This is a genomic window from Rhizobium sp. Root1203 (assembly GCF_001424945.1).
GTDB lineage: Bacteria > Pseudomonadota > Alphaproteobacteria > Rhizobiales > Rhizobiaceae > Rhizobium.
In genome coordinates this window covers 60,867-78,116 of the sequence record NZ_LMCW01000069.1, presented here as the reverse complement: position 1 = coordinate 78,116, position 17,250 = coordinate 60,867, and the positions used below count along the sequence as shown (strand labels likewise).

General features: G+C 61.3%; 20 protein-coding genes. 9 read left to right on the top strand and 11 right to left on the bottom strand.

Annotated features, from left to right (window positions below; all coding sequences use genetic code 11):
* Positions 1 to 105: 105 nt before the first annotated feature.
* Positions 106 to 882, bottom strand: a complete 777-nt coding sequence (ubiE, locus tag ASC97_RS31910; protein WP_057472338.1) for a bifunctional demethylmenaquinone methyltransferase/2-methoxy-6-polyprenyl-1,4-benzoquinol methylase UbiE — start codon at positions 880 to 882, stop codon at positions 106 to 108.
* Positions 883 to 1,132: 250 nt separating this feature from the next.
* On the opposite strand from ubiE, the gene mutM reads away from it, so the two are divergent.
* The 4 genes from mutM to dnaA all read left to right on the top strand — a co-directional run bounded on the left by mutM (position 1,133) and on the right by dnaA (position 5,704).
* Positions 1,133 to 2,035 carry a bifunctional DNA-formamidopyrimidine glycosylase/DNA-(apurinic or apyrimidinic site) lyase gene (mutM, locus tag ASC97_RS31905; RefSeq protein ID WP_057472337.1) on the top strand — a complete coding sequence of 301 codons (903 nt, stop codon included), beginning with the start codon at positions 1,133 to 1,135 and terminating at the stop codon, positions 2,033 to 2,035.
* Between the two features lie 24 nt (positions 2,036 to 2,059).
* Positions 2,060 to 2,833, top strand: coding sequence for an enoyl-CoA hydratase (locus tag ASC97_RS31900; protein ID WP_057472336.1), 774 nt, complete (start codon positions 2,060 to 2,062; stop codon positions 2,831 to 2,833).
* A gap of 187 nt (positions 2,834 to 3,020) precedes the next feature.
* Positions 3,021 to 3,299 (top strand): 30S ribosomal protein S20, encoded by a 279-nt coding sequence (gene rpsT, locus ASC97_RS31895; protein ID WP_037065626.1) that lies wholly within the window; start codon positions 3,021 to 3,023, stop codon positions 3,297 to 3,299.
* A gap of 851 nt (positions 3,300 to 4,150) precedes the next feature.
* A complete protein-coding gene (gene dnaA / locus ASC97_RS31890; RefSeq protein ID WP_057472440.1) occupies positions 4,151 to 5,704 on the top strand; it encodes a chromosomal replication initiator protein DnaA in 1,554 nt (517 codons plus the stop codon).
* Between the two features lie 84 nt (positions 5,705 to 5,788).
* Here dnaA and fhuF read toward each other — a convergent pair whose 3' ends face one another.
* The 3 genes from fhuF to gcvA all read right to left on the bottom strand — a co-directional run bounded on the left by fhuF (position 5,789) and on the right by gcvA (position 7,692).
* Positions 5,789 to 6,550 carry a siderophore-iron reductase FhuF gene (gene fhuF / locus ASC97_RS31885; protein ID WP_057472335.1) on the bottom strand — a complete coding sequence of 254 codons (762 nt, stop codon included), beginning with the start codon at positions 6,548 to 6,550 and terminating at the stop codon, positions 5,789 to 5,791.
* A 4-nt stretch (positions 6,551 to 6,554) separates the two neighbouring features.
* Positions 6,555 to 6,677: a hypothetical protein gene (locus tag ASC97_RS36005; RefSeq protein ID WP_274534191.1), complete on the bottom strand. Its 123-nt coding sequence runs from the start codon at positions 6,675 to 6,677 to the stop codon at positions 6,555 to 6,557.
* Positions 6,678 to 6,807: 130 nt separating this feature from the next.
* On the bottom strand, positions 6,808 to 7,692 hold the full coding sequence (gcvA, locus tag ASC97_RS31880; protein WP_057472334.1) for a transcriptional regulator GcvA: 885 nt from the start codon (positions 7,690 to 7,692) through the stop codon (positions 6,808 to 6,810).
* Between the two features lie 217 nt (positions 7,693 to 7,909).
* On the opposite strand from gcvA, the gene ASC97_RS31875 reads away from it, so the two are divergent.
* Complete coding sequence (locus tag ASC97_RS31875) at positions 7,910 to 8,827, top strand: DMT family transporter (protein WP_057472333.1); 918 nt, start codon at positions 7,910 to 7,912, stop codon at positions 8,825 to 8,827.
* A 53-nt stretch (positions 8,828 to 8,880) separates the two neighbouring features.
* Here the strand turns inward: ASC97_RS31875 and hemW are convergent, their stop codons facing one another.
* From hemW to rph, 4 genes are read right to left on the bottom strand one after another with little or no spacing between them, the layout of a single operon-like run.
* Positions 8,881 to 10,083 (bottom strand): radical SAM family heme chaperone HemW, encoded by a 1,203-nt coding sequence (hemW, locus tag ASC97_RS31870; protein ID WP_057472332.1) that lies wholly within the window; start codon positions 10,081 to 10,083, stop codon positions 8,881 to 8,883.
* 8 nt (positions 10,084 to 10,091) lie between these two features.
* Positions 10,092 to 10,736 carry an RdgB/HAM1 family non-canonical purine NTP pyrophosphatase gene (gene rdgB, locus ASC97_RS31865; RefSeq protein WP_057472331.1) on the bottom strand — a complete coding sequence of 215 codons (645 nt, stop codon included), beginning with the start codon at positions 10,734 to 10,736 and terminating at the stop codon, positions 10,092 to 10,094.
* An 8-nt stretch (positions 10,737 to 10,744) separates the two neighbouring features.
* Positions 10,745 to 11,161, bottom strand: a complete 417-nt coding sequence (locus tag ASC97_RS31860) for a VOC family protein (protein ID WP_057472330.1) — start codon at positions 11,159 to 11,161, stop codon at positions 10,745 to 10,747.
* Positions 11,161 to 11,877 carry a ribonuclease PH gene (gene rph / locus ASC97_RS31855; RefSeq protein ID WP_057472439.1) on the bottom strand — a complete coding sequence of 239 codons (717 nt, stop codon included), beginning with the start codon at positions 11,875 to 11,877 and terminating at the stop codon, positions 11,161 to 11,163. Before rph ends, ASC97_RS31860 begins: the two co-directional genes overlap by 1 nt.
* Positions 11,878 to 12,055: 178 nt before the next feature.
* Here rph and hrcA point away from each other — a divergent pair, with 178 nt between their 5' ends.
* Positions 12,056 to 13,144, top strand: coding sequence for a heat-inducible transcriptional repressor HrcA (gene hrcA, locus ASC97_RS31850; RefSeq protein ID WP_037065640.1), 1,089 nt, complete (start codon positions 12,056 to 12,058; stop codon positions 13,142 to 13,144).
* Positions 13,145 to 13,156: 12 nt separating this feature from the next.
* Here hrcA and ASC97_RS31845 read toward each other — a convergent pair whose 3' ends face one another.
* Positions 13,157 to 13,591 carry a GFA family protein gene (locus ASC97_RS31845; RefSeq protein WP_057472329.1) on the bottom strand — a complete coding sequence of 145 codons (435 nt, stop codon included), beginning with the start codon at positions 13,589 to 13,591 and terminating at the stop codon, positions 13,157 to 13,159.
* 223 nt (positions 13,592 to 13,814) lie between these two features.
* On the opposite strand from ASC97_RS31845, the gene grpE reads away from it, so the two are divergent.
* A complete protein-coding gene (gene grpE / locus ASC97_RS31840; protein ID WP_057472328.1) occupies positions 13,815 to 14,447 on the top strand; it encodes a nucleotide exchange factor GrpE in 633 nt (210 codons plus the stop codon).
* A 27-nt stretch (positions 14,448 to 14,474) separates the two neighbouring features.
* Here grpE and ASC97_RS31835 read toward each other — a convergent pair whose 3' ends face one another.
* Positions 14,475 to 15,419 carry a nucleoside hydrolase gene (locus ASC97_RS31835; RefSeq protein ID WP_057472327.1) on the bottom strand — a complete coding sequence of 315 codons (945 nt, stop codon included), beginning with the start codon at positions 15,417 to 15,419 and terminating at the stop codon, positions 14,475 to 14,477.
* 250 nt (positions 15,420 to 15,669) lie between these two features.
* On the opposite strand from ASC97_RS31835, the gene ASC97_RS31830 reads away from it, so the two are divergent.
* Together ASC97_RS31830 and ASC97_RS31825 are read left to right on the top strand one after the other, a co-directional pair.
* Positions 15,670 to 16,101 (top strand): Hsp20 family protein, encoded by a 432-nt coding sequence (locus tag ASC97_RS31830; RefSeq protein ID WP_057472326.1) that lies wholly within the window; start codon positions 15,670 to 15,672, stop codon positions 16,099 to 16,101.
* Positions 16,102 to 16,151: 50 nt separating this feature from the next.
* Positions 16,152 to 16,409, top strand: a complete 258-nt coding sequence (locus ASC97_RS31825) for a DUF1150 family protein (protein WP_037065650.1) — start codon at positions 16,152 to 16,154, stop codon at positions 16,407 to 16,409.
* Positions 16,410 to 16,542: 133 nt separating this feature from the next.
* Here ASC97_RS31825 and trmB read toward each other — a convergent pair whose 3' ends face one another.
* Entirely contained in the window at positions 16,543 to 17,244 is a 702-nt protein-coding gene (gene trmB / locus ASC97_RS31820; RefSeq protein ID WP_057472325.1) for a tRNA (guanine(46)-N(7))-methyltransferase TrmB, read from the bottom strand.
* Positions 17,245 to 17,250 lie beyond the last annotated feature (6 nt).

Genomic DNA, 17,250 nt, shown 5'->3' with positions numbered 1-17,250 from the left:
ACTAAGCAGCATAGATGGGTCTTCCGTATTCCCGGACGGGAGCACGCTGGAATCCTGCGACAGGCACAGGAACGAGGGAGAAACAATGAGGTCGCCCATTCTTGCTCAGAGCTTCCAGCCGGAGTGGAGCGCCGCAATGCCGCCGGTGTAATTCGTGTAGCTGACGCGCGAGAAGCCGGCATTGCGGATCATATCCGCGAAGTTCGCCTGGTTGGGAAACTTGCGGATGGATTCGACCAGATATTGATAGGGCTCGGCGTCGCCGGTGATCGCCTTGCCGAATTTCGGAATGGCGTTGAACGACCAGCTTTCGTAGACGCGGTCGAGCAGCGGCATGTCGACTTCCGAGAACTCGAGCACCAGCAGCCGCCCGCCGCGCTTCAAGACGCGATAGGCCTCACTGAGGGCCACGTCGATGCGCGGGACGTTGCGGATACCGAAGGCGATCGTATAGGCGTCGAAGCTGTTCGGTTCGAATGGCAGCTCTTCGGCATTTGCCTCGATAAAGGTCAGGTTGTCGGAAAGCTTCTTCTTGGCGGCCCGCTCGGCGCCGACGCCGAGCATAGAGCCGTTGATGTCGAGCACGGTCGCATGCGCCTGCCGGCCGGATGCCTCGATGATGCGGAAGGCGATGTCGCCGGTGCCGCCGGCTACGTCCAGAACCTTGTAGCCGGGCTCCTTGCGCGGGTTGAGCGCCGAGATCATCGCGTCCTTCCAGACCCGGTGCATGCCGACGGACATGACGTCGTTCATGACATCGTAGCGCTTGGCGACCTTGTGGAAGACGTCGTTGACGAGGCCCTGCTTTTCACCGTCCGCCACTTCGCGGAAGCCGTAGGATGTTTCCATGCCGCCTTCGGCGGAGGTACGGCTTTCTGACATCGAACACTCCATTCTCTGAAATCAACACCTTGACCATAGCGAATTGAGGCCGGCGGCGCTATCTGTGTGCGACGGTCCGATCCGCGGCACCTTGGCGCTATAGCGCACATCGTCTGCGGTTGAAACCGGTTAGAGCAATCCCAGCAAAAGTGCGGAGCGGTTTTGCGTCCGGAATGCGTAAAAACAAAAAGATAGAGCGGTTTCGCGTTGCGAGGAGCAGCGGAAATGCTCTTGATACAGATGGGTTGAGATGCCGGAATTACCAGAAGTCGAAACCGTGAGACGCGGGCTTGCCCCGACCATGGAGGGTGCCCGGATCGCCCGGCTCGAACTCAGGCGGAAAGATCTGCGTTTTCCCTTTCCCGAGGCGTTCGAGGCGAAGGCATCCGGCCGCACGATCGTCGCGCTTGGCCGCCGGGCCAAATATCTGCTGATCGATCTGGACGACGGCACCACGATCATTTCCCACCTCGGAATGTCGGGTTCCTTCCGCATCGAGGCAGGGCCGGCCACCGATGTGCCCGGTGACGCGCCGGGCGAGTTCCAATATCCCCGATCGAAGGACACGAAACACGATCACGCCATCTTCCACCTGGAAGGGCCAGCCGGTCCGAGCCGCGTCATCTACAACGACCCGCGGCGTTTCGGCTTCATGGATATTGCCGAGCGGACCGCGCTCGACGTCAATCCGTTCCTCTTCGGTCTCGGGCCGGAACCGACCGGCAATGCGCTGAGCGCCGCCTATCTCGCCGAGCGGTTCGCCGGCAAGGCGCAGCCGCTGAAGAGCGCCCTGCTCGACCAGAAGAATATCGCCGGTCTCGGCAACATATATGTCTGCGAGGCACTGTGGCGCTCGCACCTGCGCCCGATGCGTGCCGCCGCCACTCTCGTGACGAAGGCAGGCAGGCCGAACCGGCAGATGGAACTGCTGGTCGCCTCGATCCGAGATGTGATTGCAGACGCCATCAGGGCAGGAGGATCGTCGTTGCGCGATCACATCCAGACGGACGGTTCGCTCGGCTATTTCCAGCATTCCTTCTCGGTCTATGATCGCGAAAGTCTACCTTGCCGCACGCCGGCCTGCGGCGGTACGGTCGCCCGTATCGTCCAGGCGGGGCGCTCGACCTTCTACTGCCCCGCATGCCAGAAATAGCGAGCCGACTGGGAGGAAACATCCATGGCCTATGAAACGCTGATCGTCGAAACCCGCGGCGCTGTCGGGCTCATCACGCTGAACCGCCCGCAGGCGCTCAATGCCCTGAATTCAACGGTGCTGAACGAACTGCTGCAGGCGCATGCGGATTTTGAGGCGGACGACGCCATTGGTGCGATCGTGCTGACCGGCTCCGAGCGCGCCTTTGCCGCCGGCGCCGACATCAAGGAAATGCAGCCGCTGCTATTCGCCGAGGTCTATGGCCGCGATCTCCTGGCCGGGTGGGACGACGTCGCCAAGGTTCGCAAGCCGGTGATTGCCGCTGTCAGCGGTTTTGCCCTCGGCGGCGGCTGCGAACTTGCCATGATGTGCGATTTCATCATTGCCTCGGAGACGGCCAAGTTCGGCCAGCCCGAGATTACCCTCGGCGTCATCCCCGGTATGGGCGGATCGCAGAGGCTGACACGGGCCGTCGGCAAGTCGAAGGCGATGGACCTGATCCTGACCGGCCGGATGATGGATGCAGCGGAAGCCGAGCGCGCGGGACTCGTTTCGCGTGTGGTCGCACCTGATCGGCTTCTCGATGAAGCCTTGGAAGCTGCGGCCAAAATCGCATCGCTGTCGCGTCCTTCGGTGCTGATGGCCAAGGAAGCCGTCAACAGGGCCCTGGAAACGACGCTGGAAGAGGGCCTGCGTTTCGAGCGCCGGCTTTTCCAAAGCCTCTTCTCCACCGAGGATCAGAAGGAGGGAATGACAGCCTTCATTGAAAAGCGTAAACCCGCCTTCAAGAACCGCTGATCCCTGCAGCAGCGGTGGCTTTTCCTTGAAAATGCGCGTTGACGCCGCTCGGCTTTAGGGTTATATGCCCGCCCAAGGTTCGGGAAGCCACTCCGGTTTTCCGATTATGCTCCCGCATTGCTGTATGAAGTGGCCGCAGGGCCCGCGGCGATAGCGGAGTTTGTTCGAATTCTTGAGAGAGGCATCCATGGCCAATACAACTTCGGCGAAAAAAGCGACCCGCAAGATCGCCCGCCGTACCGACGTCAACAAGGCTCGTCGCTCGCGCGTTCGCACTTTCGTTCGCCAGGTCGAAGAGGCAATCGCATCCGGTGATGCTGCCAAGGCAAAGGAAGCTTTCCTCGCCGCGCAGCCGGAACTGGCTCGCGCCGCAAGCAAGGGCGTTCTTCACTCCAACACAGCTTCCCGCAAGGTTTCGCGTCTGGCAGCTCGTGTGAAGGCTCTTTCGGTCGCTGCGACCGCATAATCCTTCCTTAATAAACCCATCATTATGATTAGCCCGGCAACTTTGTCGGGCTTTTTCGATTCCACCGTACGGTTGTCCCGATGGTTAATTCCATGACTCCTTCATGTCGGACGGATGACACAAAAAAGACAGAAAAAACAACGGCTTGCGTCAGGATGCTTTCAGCTTTCACGACTCGCACCTTCCGTTGCGGGGTCTGAAACGAGTCAAGAAGCTTTTTTCTTTTTTTCTTTTTATGCGTGTCAAAATTGCCAGTCCGGGGAATCTCCTTGATTCAAAAGCGATTCTTTTTTGACAGGGGTGTGACGCCCTAAAGGTGCTCCCAGAGTCAACGGGGCCATCTTAATTTTGCGTAAAATTCATCGTTGATCTCCGCACCTGATCCTGCCTAAATGCCGGTCAACAAGGGGCTCGGACATCACCTGTTTAAGGCTTGGTCTGAAACTGCCACGTCGGCAGGCTGATTGCTTTGTGTCTTTTGTTACGGAGAGCTTTGGCCTCCGGATTCTCACGCACTGGTGCAGTTTGGACCGCGGCTGTGGCTGCCGCGGAACGGGATGTCTTGTGCGTTTTCAGACGGCTTTGCGTTTTGCGTGAGGCCCAAGAAGAAGGGAAATCATACGCAGGCTGCTGGCGACCGTAAGGATGAGGGACGGGAACCGGCAGGGAGGTGAAGGCGGACGCCGTATGATGCGAGCGCTGCCGCCCTCCTGATAGTCGTCTCGTGTTTTGAGGCAGGCGTTTGAGTGAACCGGCTGGTGGGTGGCGCATGAGGGCGCCATTTTCTGGCCACAGCGGGGAAATAATCGGGCGACGGCAAAAGCCGCCCGGTGGAATTGGAAGGCGGCAATATGCACATGAATTCAATGGCGGTGGATGTTTTGGACAACAGTGACAGGACATCTCTGGCGTTTGGCTCTATTTGCCCAGAAGCGGCGGGGGAAAAGGGAGACATGAAGAATGGCATACTTTTCGAGCGCGTTAGCGCACGCCTGAAGGCGCAAGTCGGTCCGGACGTCTACGCAAGCTGGTTTGCCCGGCTGAAGCTTCATTCGGTCTCCAAGAGTGTCGTGCGGCTCACCGTGCCGACGACGTTTCTGAAATCCTGGATCAACAATCGATACCTCGACATGATCACCGGCATCTTTCAGGCCGAGGATGCTGAAATTCTCAAGGTCGAGATCCTGGTCCGCACCGCAACACGCGCTGCCAAGCCAGCAGAAGAGACAGTCGCCCAAGAGCCGGCATCGCTGGTGTCGCAGGTGCGCCGTCCGGTCGCCCAACAGGCAGGTCATATCGCACAGCAGACGGTTTCGGCTGCTGCCGCAACCCGTCCGGCAACGGCAGGCTGGGGACAGCCTCTGTTCGGCTCTCCACTCGATAATCGCTTCACCTTCGATACATTCGTCGAGGGAAGCTCCAACCGCGTTGCGCTTGCAGCGGCAAAGACGATTGCCGAGGCAGGCCAGGGCGCAGTACGCTTCAATCCGCTCTTCGTTCATTCGACCGTCGGTCTCGGGAAGACGCATCTGCTGCAGGCAATTGCCAATGCGGCTGTGCAGAACCCGCGTGCTTTGCGTGTCGTCTATTTGACGGCGGAATATTTCATGTGGCGTTTCGCGACTGCGATCCGCGACAACGACGCCCTGACGTTGAAGGACTCGCTTCGCAACATCGACCTCCTGATCATCGATGACATGCAGTTCCTGCAGGGCAAGATGATCCAGCACGAGTTCTGCCATCTCCTGAACATGCTGCTCGACAGCGCCAAGCAGGTCGTGGTTGCGGCCGACCGCGCGCCGTGGGAGCTGGAATCGCTCGATCCCCGCGTCCGTTCGCGTCTGCAGGGTGGCGTTGCGATTGAACTCGACGGCCCGGACTACGAGATGCGTCTCGAAATCCTCAAGCGCCGTCTTGCTGTCGCTCGGACCGAGGATCCCTCGTTGGAAATCTCGACCGAGCTCCTGAACCACGTCGCTCGCAGCATCACGGCAAGTGGCCGCGAACTGGAAGGTGCTTTCAACCAGCTGCTTTTCCGCCGCTCCTTCGAGCCGAACCTGTCGATCGAGCGAGTGGACGAACTGCTCGCCCATCTCGTGGGATCAGGTGAGCCGCGCCGCGTGCGCATCGAAGACATCCAGCGTATCGTTGCGAGGCACTACAACGTCTCGCGCCAGGAGCTGGTGTCGAACCGCCGTACGCGCGTCATCGTCAAGCCGCGCCAGATCGCCATGTATCTCGCAAAGACGCTGACGCCGCGCTCCTTCCCGGAAATCGGCCGCCGTTTCGGCGGACGCGATCATACGACCGTCCTGCACGCCGTGCGCAAGATAGAGGAGCTGATTTCGGGCGACACCAAGCTCTCGCATGAGATCGAGCTGCTGAAGCGCCTGATCAACGAATAGTCTGCAACGTTCGCAGAATTCAGCGGCCGGAAGCAATTCCGGCCGTTTTCCGTTATGGACCCTCGCGCTGCGGGGTCGAAATGCTCAGTGTTGGTTTCGCTGGCTCGGCAGCGCGCAACGCTTGCCGCAGCCTGGCACTCCCGGAAGCATGTAGCGAAGGCAGCAGATCTTGCGCCGGGCGACGCGTTCGCCGTCTTCATCGACCTGCTGCAGGCAGCCGCAGAATGGGTTGACGCCGCCATCCGGCAGGCAGCCGCGGACGAAGAGCGGCAGGTCGGCCGCCGCTGCCCCCGCTTCTCCATCGGCCAGCCGGAGCGCGTAGTCGATGTAGACGGCGGCATTGTTCCAGCAGAGCTTGGCCGAAATACCGCAAGCCTTCAGCCGTGCGACGGCGTGGTCGAGATGCGCTTCGAGCATTGGCCCGATCGCTTCGAAACCGTCCGAGCCGATATCGTCCTCGATGCGTCCCGCATGCGGTACGCCGAAGGCGCACGGCAGGCCATTTTCCGAGAGGGCAATGGTCATCTCGGAAAACGCCACAGGCAGCGCGTGCGCGGCAAGCCGGCGGGCGAGAAGATAGGGAATGATCAGACACGAGAAGTAGTAGAGAGACCACATGGAGACGACGGCACGCCGGTCGCTGCCGCCTGTGGCTTCCGCATAGCGATCGATTGCTCGGTGAAACCCGCCATTGCTGAAGAAGTCGGTCAAAGAAACGCCGGTCGCGAGGTCCGTCGCCAGCATCATCCTCTCCCGGCACCAGGCGTGCTCGCCGACAAATGCAGGCGACAGACGGTTTTGAAGCCGGTCGCACCGATCGATCTCCTGACGCTGGGTGCTTGCCATGCGGTTACCCGACGTCCTTGCCGGTCGACGCTCCCGCCGCCGCGGCAGCCGTCTGGAGAAGGATCGCAGCGGTACTCGTCGGTGCGGATGCGCCGAGAGCCCTGGTTTCGAGGGTGCGGATGCTCATCAAACTAGGGGGTCCCCCGCATGCTTACATCAGAAGTTTGATGAGTCTAATAATCAACAAAATGCCCGAGGAAAACAAATATTGAATACCACACTCCACTTTTATTGAGGTCCATCGGCCACGACGGGGTTCAGTCCCTGGCCTGAGACAGCAGCCAGCGGCGGAACGCAGCAGTCGCGGGCCGCTCCAGCGCAGGGCCGGGGTAGACGAGGTGAAAGGCGAGACGGCTTGCGACGCCCAGCGGGAAGGGCGCGATGACGGCACCCTCCTGAAGTTCATTCGCCAGGAACGATCGGCGCATCAGGGCGAAGCCCAGGCCGGCTTTCATCGCCTCATAGGCGCCGTTGCCGTGCATGAAGATCGGTCCGCGCGAAGCGTCCACCTTCGTTGCACCGGCAGCTTCCAGCCAGAGCTGCCAATCATGCCGGTAGACATCGTGGATGAGCTGGAAGTCTGCGAGTGCGTCCGGCAACGGCGTGTCGCCAAGTGCGCTGGCAAGTTTCGGTATGCAGACGGGCACGAGTTCGTCGTCCACGAGACGTTCGCTTACCAGTCCGTCATAACCACCGAGCCCATGCCGGATGGCCAGGTCGATACCGTCGCGCTGAAAGTCCAGGACACGATGCGAGGCGCTGATGCGAACATCGATCTCGGGGTGGATCGCCTCGAAGCGGCTCAGGCGCGGCACGAGCCAGTATGTTGCAAAGCCCGCGGTGCAGGTAACATTCAACACCGCGCCGCGCGCGCGCGCGGCAATCGCGGCGGTCGCTTCCCGGACCAGACGGAATGCGGCCCTCAGTGTCGTAAAATAGTCGGCGCCTTCGACTGTCAATGCCAGCGCACGGGTCTTGCGCTCGAACAGCTTCACCCCGAGCGCCGCCTCGAGATCGCGGATCTGAAGGCTGACCGCTCCTGGCGTCACGCTGAGCTCCTTGGCCGCCAGCGTCATGCTGAGATGTCGGGCCGCCGCTTCGAAGGCGCGCAGCGCGGAGAGAGATGGAAGATAATCGCTCATGATTTAGCTCAACTAAAGCATATGTCGAGAAAGACTCGTTTGCCGAGACCAGCTTATCGAAATAATATCAGTATGAAAGCGATCCTAAAAGAGGTTCGTGAATGGCGATGCAGCGAGAATAATTCGGCATTTTGCGCTAAGCGCGGCGCGCAACAATCGGGTGGCGCCGTCCGCTGCCGTGACGTAAGCCGTTCGCGGGTTCAACAGGGAGAAGGTCATGCAGCAGAAACAGATGGGTCTTGCCGAGTGGGGAATGTTGCTGGTGCTCTCCCTGCTGTGGGGCGGTTCGTTCCTGTTCAACGGCATTCTGGTGAAGAGCCTGCCGCCGTTCACGATCGTGACGGGAAGGGTGTTGATCGCGGCGATCGCCCTCAATGTCATCGTCCGCGCGACGGGCCACGTCATGCCGCGCGACGGCAAGTCCTGGGCCGCCTTTTTCGGCATGGGTATCCTCAACAACATGATCCCCTTCTGCCTGATCGTTTGGGGCCAGACGCATATTGCCAGCGGCCTGGCGTCCATCCTCAACGCCACGACGCCGCTCTTCGCCGTCGTCGTTGCACATCTCCTGACGGCGGATGAGAAGATGACCGGCAACCGCCTGCTCGGTGTGCTCGTGGGCTTTGCCGGCGTGGCCTACATGATCGGTTTCGATGCCCTGCGGGATCTGGGGGCCAACGTTCTGGCACAGCTCGCCGTGCTGGGCGCTGCGCTTTCCTACTCCTTTGCCGGCATCTTCGGTCGCCGCTTCCGCCAGATGGGGATGGCGCCACTCATTCCCGCAGCAGGGCAGGTCACTGCGTCCACAATCCTGATGCTGCCGGTCGCCCTGCTGATCGATCGCCCATGGACACTGGCGGCACCCTCTGCCGAAACCTGGATGGCGCTGCTCGGTCTCGCGTTGCTCTCCACGGCGATTGCCTACGTCCTGTTCTTCCGCATCCTGGCGACGGCTGGCGCGACGAACCTGATGCTCGTCACCTTCCTGATCCCCGTCAGTGCCATCCTGCTCGGCGCCGCCGTTCTCGGCGAGCAGTTGCAGGTCAAGCATCTGATAGGCATGGCGATGATCGCGATCGGCCTTGCGGCCATCGATGGGCGTCTGTTCTCCCTAGGGAAAAAGCGAATCGCCTGATCTAGAGCAATTTCACCGAAGGTGCGCGGCGGACAAAGAAACGCGAAATTGATCTAGCAGGCGAGATCGGCAACCACGGAATCGAGGACCAGCATGCCGGAAGGCGTGCAGCGAAGCCGGGAATTGCCGATCCGCTCGATGAAGCCATGCTCCAGCAGGAACTCCTCACGCTTCGGGTCGGGATCACGGCCCGAAAGCTGCTGCCAGCGGGCAAGATCCACTCCCTCCGTCAGCCGAAGCCCCATCAGCAGCAGTTCGTCGGCCTGTTCGTCATAGCCGAGCTGTTCCTGGTCCAGAACGCCGTGGCCGTCCCGTTCCACAAGATCCAGCCAGGTCTCCGGCTTGCGTTCAGTCGCCGTTGCGATCTTCGCGGATCCGCGTGTCAGCCGTCCATGTGCGCCGGGACCGATGCCGGCATAGTCGCCATAGCGCCAGTAGGTGAGATTGTGACGGCTCTCGGCGCCCGGGCGGGCGTGGTTGGACACTTCGTAGGCCGGCATGCCCGCGCTGGCGGTGATCTCCTGGGTAGCCTCGTAGAGCAGCGCCGATTGGTCGTCATCCGGCACGATCAGCTTGCCCGCCTTGTGCAGGCCGAAGAAGGGCGTGCCCTCCTCGATCGTCAGCTGGTAGAGCGACAGGTGGTCGACGGCGTAGGAGATCGCTTCCCTAAGCTCGCGCTCCCATTCCCCCACAGTCTGGTTCGGGCGGGCGTAGATCAGGTCGAAGGACATGCGCGGGAAGATGTCCCGCGCAAGCCTGATTGCCTTCAGCGCATCGGCGACATCGTGCAGGCGCCCCAGAAATTTCAGGTCGCGGTCGTTCAGCGCCTGTACGCCGAGCGAGACCCGGTTGACGCCGGCGGCGCGATAGCCGCGGAAGCGCTCCGCCTCGACGCTGGAAGGGTTCGCCTCCATGGTGATCTCGATGCCATCGGGCATGTGCCAATGCTTGGCAACGCCGTCGAGGATGGCGGAGACGGTAGACGGGTTCATCAGGGACGGTGTTCCGCCACCGAGGAAGACGCTGGTTACCGTCTTCGGTCCGCTCAGTTGCCGCATGCTCGCCATTTCCTTCAGGAAGGCGGCAGTGAAGCGCTCCTGGTCGACGGGCTGATGGCGGACATGGCTGTTGAAGTCGCAATAGGGGCACTTGGCCGCACAGAACGGCCAATGCACGTAGACCCCGAAACCGGGCTCTCCGGTATCGGGCAGTAGAACGGCATCGCGCGTCAGGTTAGGCTGTTCCAAAGTGTCCACGATCGGTCTTATGCTTCCAGGCAGGTTTCGACGAAAATCTTGAAGGCGCGCGCGCGGTGCGATAGCGCCTGGGCGTCGCCAGGCTTCCAGCCGTGCTTCTGCTCTGCACTCATCTCCCCGAAAGTAGTCTCATAGCCCTCGGGTTGAAAGACCGGATCGTAACCGAAGCCCTGGCTTCCGCGCGGCGGCCAGACGACGGTACCGTCGACTTCGCCTCGGAAGAGTTCCGTATGTCCGTCCGGCCAGGCGAGGCAGAGCACGCTGACGAACCGCGAGGTACGCTGTCGCGGCTCGCTTGCGCCGGCCTTCTCCAACGCCCGCTCGACCTTGTCCATCGCCATGGCGAAATCGCGCGTGCCGTCGGGGGTCTCGGCCCAGTTGGCCGTATAGACGCCCGGATCGCCCCCCAGGGCATCGATGACAAGCCCGGAGTCGTCCGAAAGCGCCGGCAGGCCGGAAGCCTCCGCCGAAGCGAGCGCCTTGATGGTGGCGTTTTCCTCGAAGGTGGTTCCCGTCTCGTCGGGCTCGACGAAATTCAGCTCGGCGGCCGACTTGGCGGTAAAGCCGAAGGGACCGATCAGATCCTGGATTTCCTTGATCTTGCCGGCATTGTGGCTGGCGACGACGATGGTCTTGGTCTCAAGCTTGCGCATTGGCTGTCCTATTCAATGCCCCAGATCCTGGCTTCGGCGCATTCCAGGCTGTTGCCGGCCGGATCGCGAAAATAGATCGACCGGCCGCCCTGCGGCCAGCTTACCTCGGATTCGATCTCGACCTTTGCCGCCTGGAGCTTTCGGGCAACCACGTCGAGGTTCTCGGGCGACACACGAAAACAGGCATGGCCTGCACCCGTCGTGCCGTGCGGAGGAACCTGCAGCGCCTGCGGTTGCGGTGGCTTCGTGGTTTCATGCGGATTGAAGATCAGCAGGACGCCTGGGCCGCAGCGGAAGAAGACATGCCGGTTTGCCGCCCGCGTGATCTTTGCAAGCCCGAGAACGCCTTCATAGAAAGCCTCGGCCTTGTCGAGATCGTCCGCATAGAGCGCCGTTTCCAGCATGCCTTCCAGCATGTCGTCCATCAGGCGACGGCCTGCTTCTGCATTTCCACCAGTTCGGCAATGCCGGTCTTCGCAAGCCCCATCAGGGAGGCGAATTCCTCGTCGGTGAAGGGCGCGCCTTCCGCGGTGCCCTGGATTTCCACGATGCCGCCGCGACCCGTCATGACGAAGTTGGCGTCCGTTTCGGCCGAGGAGTCCTCGATATAGTCGAGGTCGATCACCGGCTGGCTGGCGAAGATGCCGCACGAGATGGCTGCGATGTGATCCTTCAGGACGCGCTCGACCTTGATCATGTTGCGGCTCTCCATCCACTTCAGGCAATCGTAGAGCGCGATCCAGGCACCGGTGATCGAGGCGGTGCGGGTACCGCCATCGGCCTGGATGACATCGCAGTCGAGCGTGATCTGGCGCTCGCCGAGTTCCTTGAGGTCGACGACGGCGCGGAGCGACCGGCCGATCAGCCGCTGAATCTCCTGCGTGCGGCCGCCCTGCTTGCCGGCGGCGGCCTCGCGCTTCATGCGCTCGCCCGTGGCGCGCGGCAGCATGCCGTACTCGGCGGTGACCCAGCCCTTGCCGGTGTTGCGCAGCCACGGCGGCGTCTTTTCTTCAAGGCTCGCCGTGCAAAGCACATGCGTATCGCCGAACTTCACCAGACAGGAGCCTTCCGCATGCTTGGAAAAATTGCGCTCGAAGGAAACCTTGCGCATCTGGTCGGTTTTTCTGCCTGAAGGCCGCATTCTATTCTCCTGGGGCATGGCGCCGAACACGGGAAGCGCGTCCGGCAACACCATGCGTGCTCAATGTTGTTGACCGCTTCTACGATTGGCTGCGTTCATTTGCAATTTCCCTTTTGCCACGGCGGGGAGATTGGCTATATTTTGCCGGATCGTCATTAGCACAGGTGCGCAAGACTTAATGGAATTCAGGTCGACGTCGATTTCGGATGCCGTGGCTGCGCTGGATGAACGCTCGAAGGAAATCTTTCGCCGCATCGTCGAAGGCTATCTGGAGACCGGCGAACCGCTCGGCTCCCGCAATCTGTCGCGCATTCTCCCCATGTCGCTGTCCCCGGCGTCCGTGCGCAACGTGATGAGCGATCTGGAAGAACTCGGTCTCATCTATTCGCCGCATGTCAGTGCCGGCCGGCTGCCGACACAGATCGGTCTGCGCTTCTTCGTGGACGCCTTCATGCAGGTCGGCGATCTTTCGGCCGAGGACCGGGCAAACATAGATCGCCAGGTGCGCGCCGAAAACCGCGACAATCCGATGGAACTGATGATGAACGAGGCAAGCCGGATGCTGTCGGGCATCTCGCGCGGTGCCGGCCTCGTCATTACCGCCAAGAGCGATCCCGTGCTGAAGCACGTCGAGTTCATCCGCCTGGAGCCGACCAAGGCGCTGGCCGTCCTCGTCGGCGATCACGATCAGGTGGAGAACCGCATCATCGAGCTGCCGGCCGGCGTCACATCCTCGCAGCTGACGGAGGCCGCGAATTTTCTCAACGCGCACATGAGCGGCCAGACCCTGCCGGAGCTGCGCAACCAGCTCGGCCGCCTGAAGGAAAACGTTCGCCACGAACTCGATGCGCTGTCGCGGGATCTTGTCGAGCGCGGCATTGCGGTGTGGTCCGGGAGTGCCGACGAAGGCAAGCCCGCGCAGCTTATCATTCGCGGTCGCGCCAACCTGCTCGAGGGGCTTGCCGGTGCGGACGATCTGGATCGCCTGCGCATGCTGTTCGATGACCTGGAGAAGAAGGACAGCCTGATCGAGCTGTTGAACCTGGCCGAAAGCGGCTCCGGCGTCCGCATCTTCATAGGGTCGGAAAACAAGCTCTTCTCGTTGTCTGGCTCGTCTTTGATCGTCGCTCCTTACCGCGACGAAGACGACCGGATCGTCGGTGCCGTCGGCGTCATCGGGCCGACGCGCCTGAATTATTCCCGTATCGTGCCGATGGTCGACTATACCGCGCAGCTGATGTCGAGGCTGTCGCGCCCCGCGAAGTGAAGCCGCCGAACGCTACTCGGGCAACAGGTCGCCGGAGCCGCCCATCTCCGCGGGCATGTCCTTGTATTTCGGCAGCCCATCCTTGAGAGGGAGCACCGTCTCCGCATAGTTGACATGCAGCGACGGCTGATAGCGAAGACTTGGGATAATCGCGGCATAGACGTCCGTCACGCCCCATAGGGGGTGCTCGGTATAGAGATGACCGCCGCAGAGCTCACAGAACTTGCGGACACTCGTATCCGTTTTCTGATAGCCCTCGACATGTTCCCCGCCCTTTGTGACGCGCACGCTTTGCGGAGGCCACAGAGTGAAGGCGTTGACAGGACCGGCCGACCACTGTCTGCAGGACGAGCAATGACAATAGCCCATAGCTACGGGCTCGCCGGATGCGGTGATTTCGACGGCGCCGCAAAAGCACTTGCCGGCATAGCTCGCCTGGTCGGCCATCGTGGTATCTCCCTGACTGTTCGGGATGAATTCGCCATATATTAGGAGTCTTGAAAGTAGAGGACTTTGTCGTGGCGAAGTCAAGCCGCAGTCGTCGTGCTGGCACACCCGACGCCCGGCCGATACCTGCAATTCATAGCTTCTTCGTCACGCAGACTTGATTTTTGGCGGTCAAAGTTCGATATCGGGCTCATCCAAAAGACACCAATCACCGGAGAACGTCATGACCGACGAGACGACGAAGAACGGACCTGACGCAGCCGCGGCTGAAGCTGCAGCGGATACTGCGGCAGACGTCGAGAACGAAGCAGCAGCCGAGGCCGCGCAGCAGCCCGATCCGCTGGAGCTGCTGAAGGCAGAAAACGCCGAGCTGCGCGATCGCTATCTGCGCCTTGCCGCCGACATGGACAACCTGCGCCGTCGCACCGAGCGCGAAGTCAAGGACGCCAAGTCCTATTCGGTCGCCGGCTTTGCCCGCGACATGCTCGCCGTTTCGGACAATCTCCGCCGCGCCATCGATGCCATTCCCGATGATGTCCGGGCGTCTGCGGATGCGGGGCTTGCCACGTTGATCGAGGGCGTTGAGATGACCGAACGCTCGATGCTGTCCGCTCTCGAGCGCCACGGTGTTCGCAAGCTGGAGCCGGTCGGCCAGAAGTTCGATCCGAACTTCCACCAGGCCATGTTCGAGGTTCCGAACCCCGACGTGCCGAACAACACGGTCGTTCAGGTCGTGCAGGCGGGCTTCACGATCGGCGAGCGGGTTCTGCGCCCTGCCATGGTCGGCGTTGCCAAGGGTGGCCCGAAGATCGTCGAAACCGAAACCAATTCCATTTTCGACCAGAAGGACGCCTGATTTCTCAGGCGTCTTCCGGGACGGTTGTCAGATGCGGGCGAAGCGCTCGATCAGCAGATCGAAGAAGCCGTCCGCATCGACGTCGCGCATGACCTTCGCATTGCGCTTGCGATCGGTCACATGCCACCAGTCGACGACGGTCATGCCGACCGTCAGTTCCGACGTCACTTCGATCTCGACATTGCAGTCCCGTCCCTCGAACAGTTCGGGTTTCAGCAGATAGGCGACCACCGTCGGATCGTGCAGCGGGCCGCCGTCGGATCCGTACTTCTCGATATCGAAGCGTTCGAAGAATTCCAGCATCTCCGCCATCGCAATGGCCGGGCGCGTGCCCAGATCCGCCATGCGTTTGACGCGGTCCTTGCGGGTGAGGAGCTTGTGAGTCACGTCGAGCGGCATCATCACGATCGGCACGCCTGAGCGGAAGACGATGTCGGCCGCCTCGGGATCGACGTAGATGTTGAATTCGGCCGCCGGGGTGATGTTGCCGCCTTCGAAGAAGCCGCCGCCCATCATCACCAATTCACGGATGCGGGCAATGATGTCAGGTGCCTTCTGGAAGGCGATGCCGATGTTTGTCAGCGGCCCGAGCGTGCAGAGCGTCACGGTGCCTGCCGGCTCGCTGCGCAGCGTCTCGATGATGAAATCGACGGAGTGCTGCGGTTGGAGGGGCATGACAGGCTCGGGCAGGACAGGGCCGTCGAGGCCGGTTTTGCCATGCACATGCTCCGCAGTCACCAGCTTGCGGGCGATGGGCTTGTCGGCGCCGGCGAAGACCTTGGTTTCGGCCTTGTCGCAGAGTTCGCAAACGATGCGGGCGTTGCGGCTGGTGTAGGAGAGAGGCACGTTGCCGGCGACGGTGGTGATGCCGAGCACCTCCAGTTCCGCCGGGCTGCCGAATGCCAGCATGATTGCGGCAGCGTCGTCCTGGCCGGGGTCGGTGTCGATAATGATCTTTCTCGGGTCTGCCATTCCGCTGTTCCATCCTCGTGGTGCGCGACGTCGTGGCATGCACCGTTTTGTTCACAATCCCGTCGCAAATCGGCACAGCCGGCTCGGGCATGTTTTGATGCGAGGCGGCGCCATTTTTGTCAAGGCAGGCGGTGTGATGCGATCGAAGCCGTGCGCCTTGCGCGGGGCTTTCTAAATTCCCATATTGTCGTCAACCGGATGCTGCAATTCAGGTCCGGCAAGGTCGCTTGTATCGAGGACTTGGAAAACGATGAGCCGCATTACGCCTTTCGCCAGCCCGCTTCTTCTGGGCTTCGACGCCATGGAAAAGACCCTCGAGCGGATTTCCAAGGCGAGCGACGGATATCCGCCCTACAATATCGAGCGCGTCGCTCCCGACAGCCTTTCGGGAGATCCTGAACGGCTGCGGATTACGCTGGCGGTCGCCGGCTTCGGCGAAGACGAACTCGACGTCTCGATCGAAGAGAACCAGTTGGTCATCCGTGGCCGGCAGGTCGACCCGGGCGACCGTGAATATCTCTATCGCGGGATCGCCGCACGGCAGTTCCAGCGAACATTTGTTCTGGCCGACGGAATGCAGGTCCTTGGCGCCGGATTGAAAAACGGATTGCTGTCCGTCGATCTCATTCGGCCCGAGCCGGCTCGTATGGTGAAGAAAATTAACATTTCGGTCTCACAGTAGGACAACAGCTCACGTTGAGCCGTTGGTCCCTTCTCTCGGAGGTACAGGAAATGTTGATGAAAGAAGCCAATTCTCACCTGACAAAAACCGAACTTGCCGGCATCGGCAACGGCGAGGTTGCGTACATCAGGAAAATACGGTCCGAAGAAGTATCCAAGTGCTTCCCTGAAGCACCGGATATCGATCCGAGCGTCGATCTCTGGGCGCTGTTCGGCGCCGACGGTACGCCGATCCTCTTGACCGACAATCGTTCCAGCACCTTCTTCAAGGCTGCCGAGGACGAATTGAAGACGGTGAGCCTGCATTAGAGCAGGCACGCCTCGACAGCTCCCTTGATCCCGGATGATGACCGGTTGCCCTGGCTTGGGCGACCGCATGCTGTCGTGGAGCGGAGGGAGGGTTCCGCCCCGATCTCGCCTGATCCCAGGCTGTCGAGATGTCCTAGATGCGCTCGAACGTCAGATAGGCCGAGGATCGTCCCTCGCGCCGGGCTTTCGCCTCGTAGCGCGTGCTCGGCCAGCCCTCGTAAGGCGTCAGCCAATCGGCCGCGTTGGTCGCCATCCAATCGAAGCCACCATGATCCCGACACTTGAGAAGCGTCCAGTTGACGTAGGTGTCGATGTCGGACGCGAAGCAGAACAGGCCGCCGGGCTTCAGGACGCGATGGAAGCGATCGAGGTTGGTCTTTGAAACGAAGCGACGCTTCCAGTGCTTCCGCTTGGGCCAGGGATCGGGATAGAGAAGGTCGATCTGGTCGATCGATCCATCCGGCAGCCAGTCCAGCAATTGCGTCGCATCGTCGTTGTAGACACGAATATTCTTCGCCCCGGCGTTGTCGACGCTCGAGAGCAGCTTCTGCATGGAGTTGACGAAGGGCTCGACGCCGATGAAGCCGGTGCTGGGCGTTTCCACAGCGCGGTGGATCAGGTGCTCGCCGCCGCCAAAGCCGATTTCCAGCCGCAGACGGTTGGTCGGAATTGGAAACAGCGCGTTCAGCGGCTCCGGCGGAGCCGCCGAAAGATCGATGAGGAACGCCGGCAGCAGGGTATTAAGCTTTTCCGCCTGTTGTCCGCGTAGCGCTTTACCCTTGCGACGACCGAAGAAAGCTTCGGTCGCGCGGCCGCGACGTTCCATATCCGTCATCGTTCT

What these genes read in the sequence shown, in the direction of transcription:
- ubiE (WP_057472338.1), bottom strand. Translation starts at nt 882, where the DNA reads ATGTCAGAAAGCCGTACCTCCGCCGAAGGCGGCATGGAAACATCCTAC.
- mutM (WP_057472337.1), top strand. Translation starts at nt 1,133, where the DNA reads ATGCCGGAATTACCAGAAGTCGAAACCGTGAGACGCGGGCTTGCCCCG.
- ASC97_RS31900 (WP_057472336.1), top strand. Translation starts at nt 2,060, where the DNA reads ATGGCCTATGAAACGCTGATCGTCGAAACCCGCGGCGCTGTCGGGCTC.
- rpsT (WP_037065626.1), top strand. Translation starts at nt 3,021, where the DNA reads ATGGCCAATACAACTTCGGCGAAAAAAGCGACCCGCAAGATCGCCCGC.
- dnaA (WP_057472440.1), top strand. Translation starts at nt 4,151, where the DNA reads ATGCACATGAATTCAATGGCGGTGGATGTTTTGGACAACAGTGACAGG.
- fhuF (WP_057472335.1), bottom strand. Translation starts at nt 6,550, where the DNA reads ATGGCAAGCACCCAGCGTCAGGAGATCGATCGGTGCGACCGGCTTCAA.
- ASC97_RS36005 (WP_274534191.1), bottom strand. Translation starts at nt 6,677, where the DNA reads ATGAGCATCCGCACCCTCGAAACCAGGGCTCTCGGCGCATCCGCACCG.
- gcvA (WP_057472334.1), bottom strand. Translation starts at nt 7,692, where the DNA reads ATGAGCGATTATCTTCCATCTCTCTCCGCGCTGCGCGCCTTCGAAGCG.
- ASC97_RS31875 (WP_057472333.1), top strand. Translation starts at nt 7,910, where the DNA reads ATGCAGCAGAAACAGATGGGTCTTGCCGAGTGGGGAATGTTGCTGGTG.
- rdgB (WP_057472331.1), bottom strand. Translation starts at nt 10,736, where the DNA reads ATGCGCAAGCTTGAGACCAAGACCATCGTCGTCGCCAGCCACAATGCC.
- ASC97_RS31860 (WP_057472330.1), bottom strand. Translation starts at nt 11,161, where the DNA reads ATGGACGACATGCTGGAAGGCATGCTGGAAACGGCGCTCTATGCGGAC.
- rph (WP_057472439.1), bottom strand. Translation starts at nt 11,877, where the DNA reads ATGCGGCCTTCAGGCAGAAAAACCGACCAGATGCGCAAGGTTTCCTTC.
- hrcA (WP_037065640.1), top strand. Translation starts at nt 12,056, where the DNA reads ATGGAATTCAGGTCGACGTCGATTTCGGATGCCGTGGCTGCGCTGGAT.
- ASC97_RS31845 (WP_057472329.1), bottom strand. Translation starts at nt 13,591, where the DNA reads ATGGCCGACCAGGCGAGCTATGCCGGCAAGTGCTTTTGCGGCGCCGTC.
- grpE (WP_057472328.1), top strand. Translation starts at nt 13,815, where the DNA reads ATGACCGACGAGACGACGAAGAACGGACCTGACGCAGCCGCGGCTGAA.
- ASC97_RS31835 (WP_057472327.1), bottom strand. Translation starts at nt 15,419, where the DNA reads ATGGCAGACCCGAGAAAGATCATTATCGACACCGACCCCGGCCAGGAC.
- ASC97_RS31830 (WP_057472326.1), top strand. Translation starts at nt 15,670, where the DNA reads ATGAGCCGCATTACGCCTTTCGCCAGCCCGCTTCTTCTGGGCTTCGAC.
- ASC97_RS31825 (WP_037065650.1), top strand. Translation starts at nt 16,152, where the DNA reads ATGTTGATGAAAGAAGCCAATTCTCACCTGACAAAAACCGAACTTGCC.
- trmB (WP_057472325.1), bottom strand. Translation starts at nt 17,244, where the DNA reads ATGACGGATATGGAACGTCGCGGCCGCGCGACCGAAGCTTTCTTCGGT.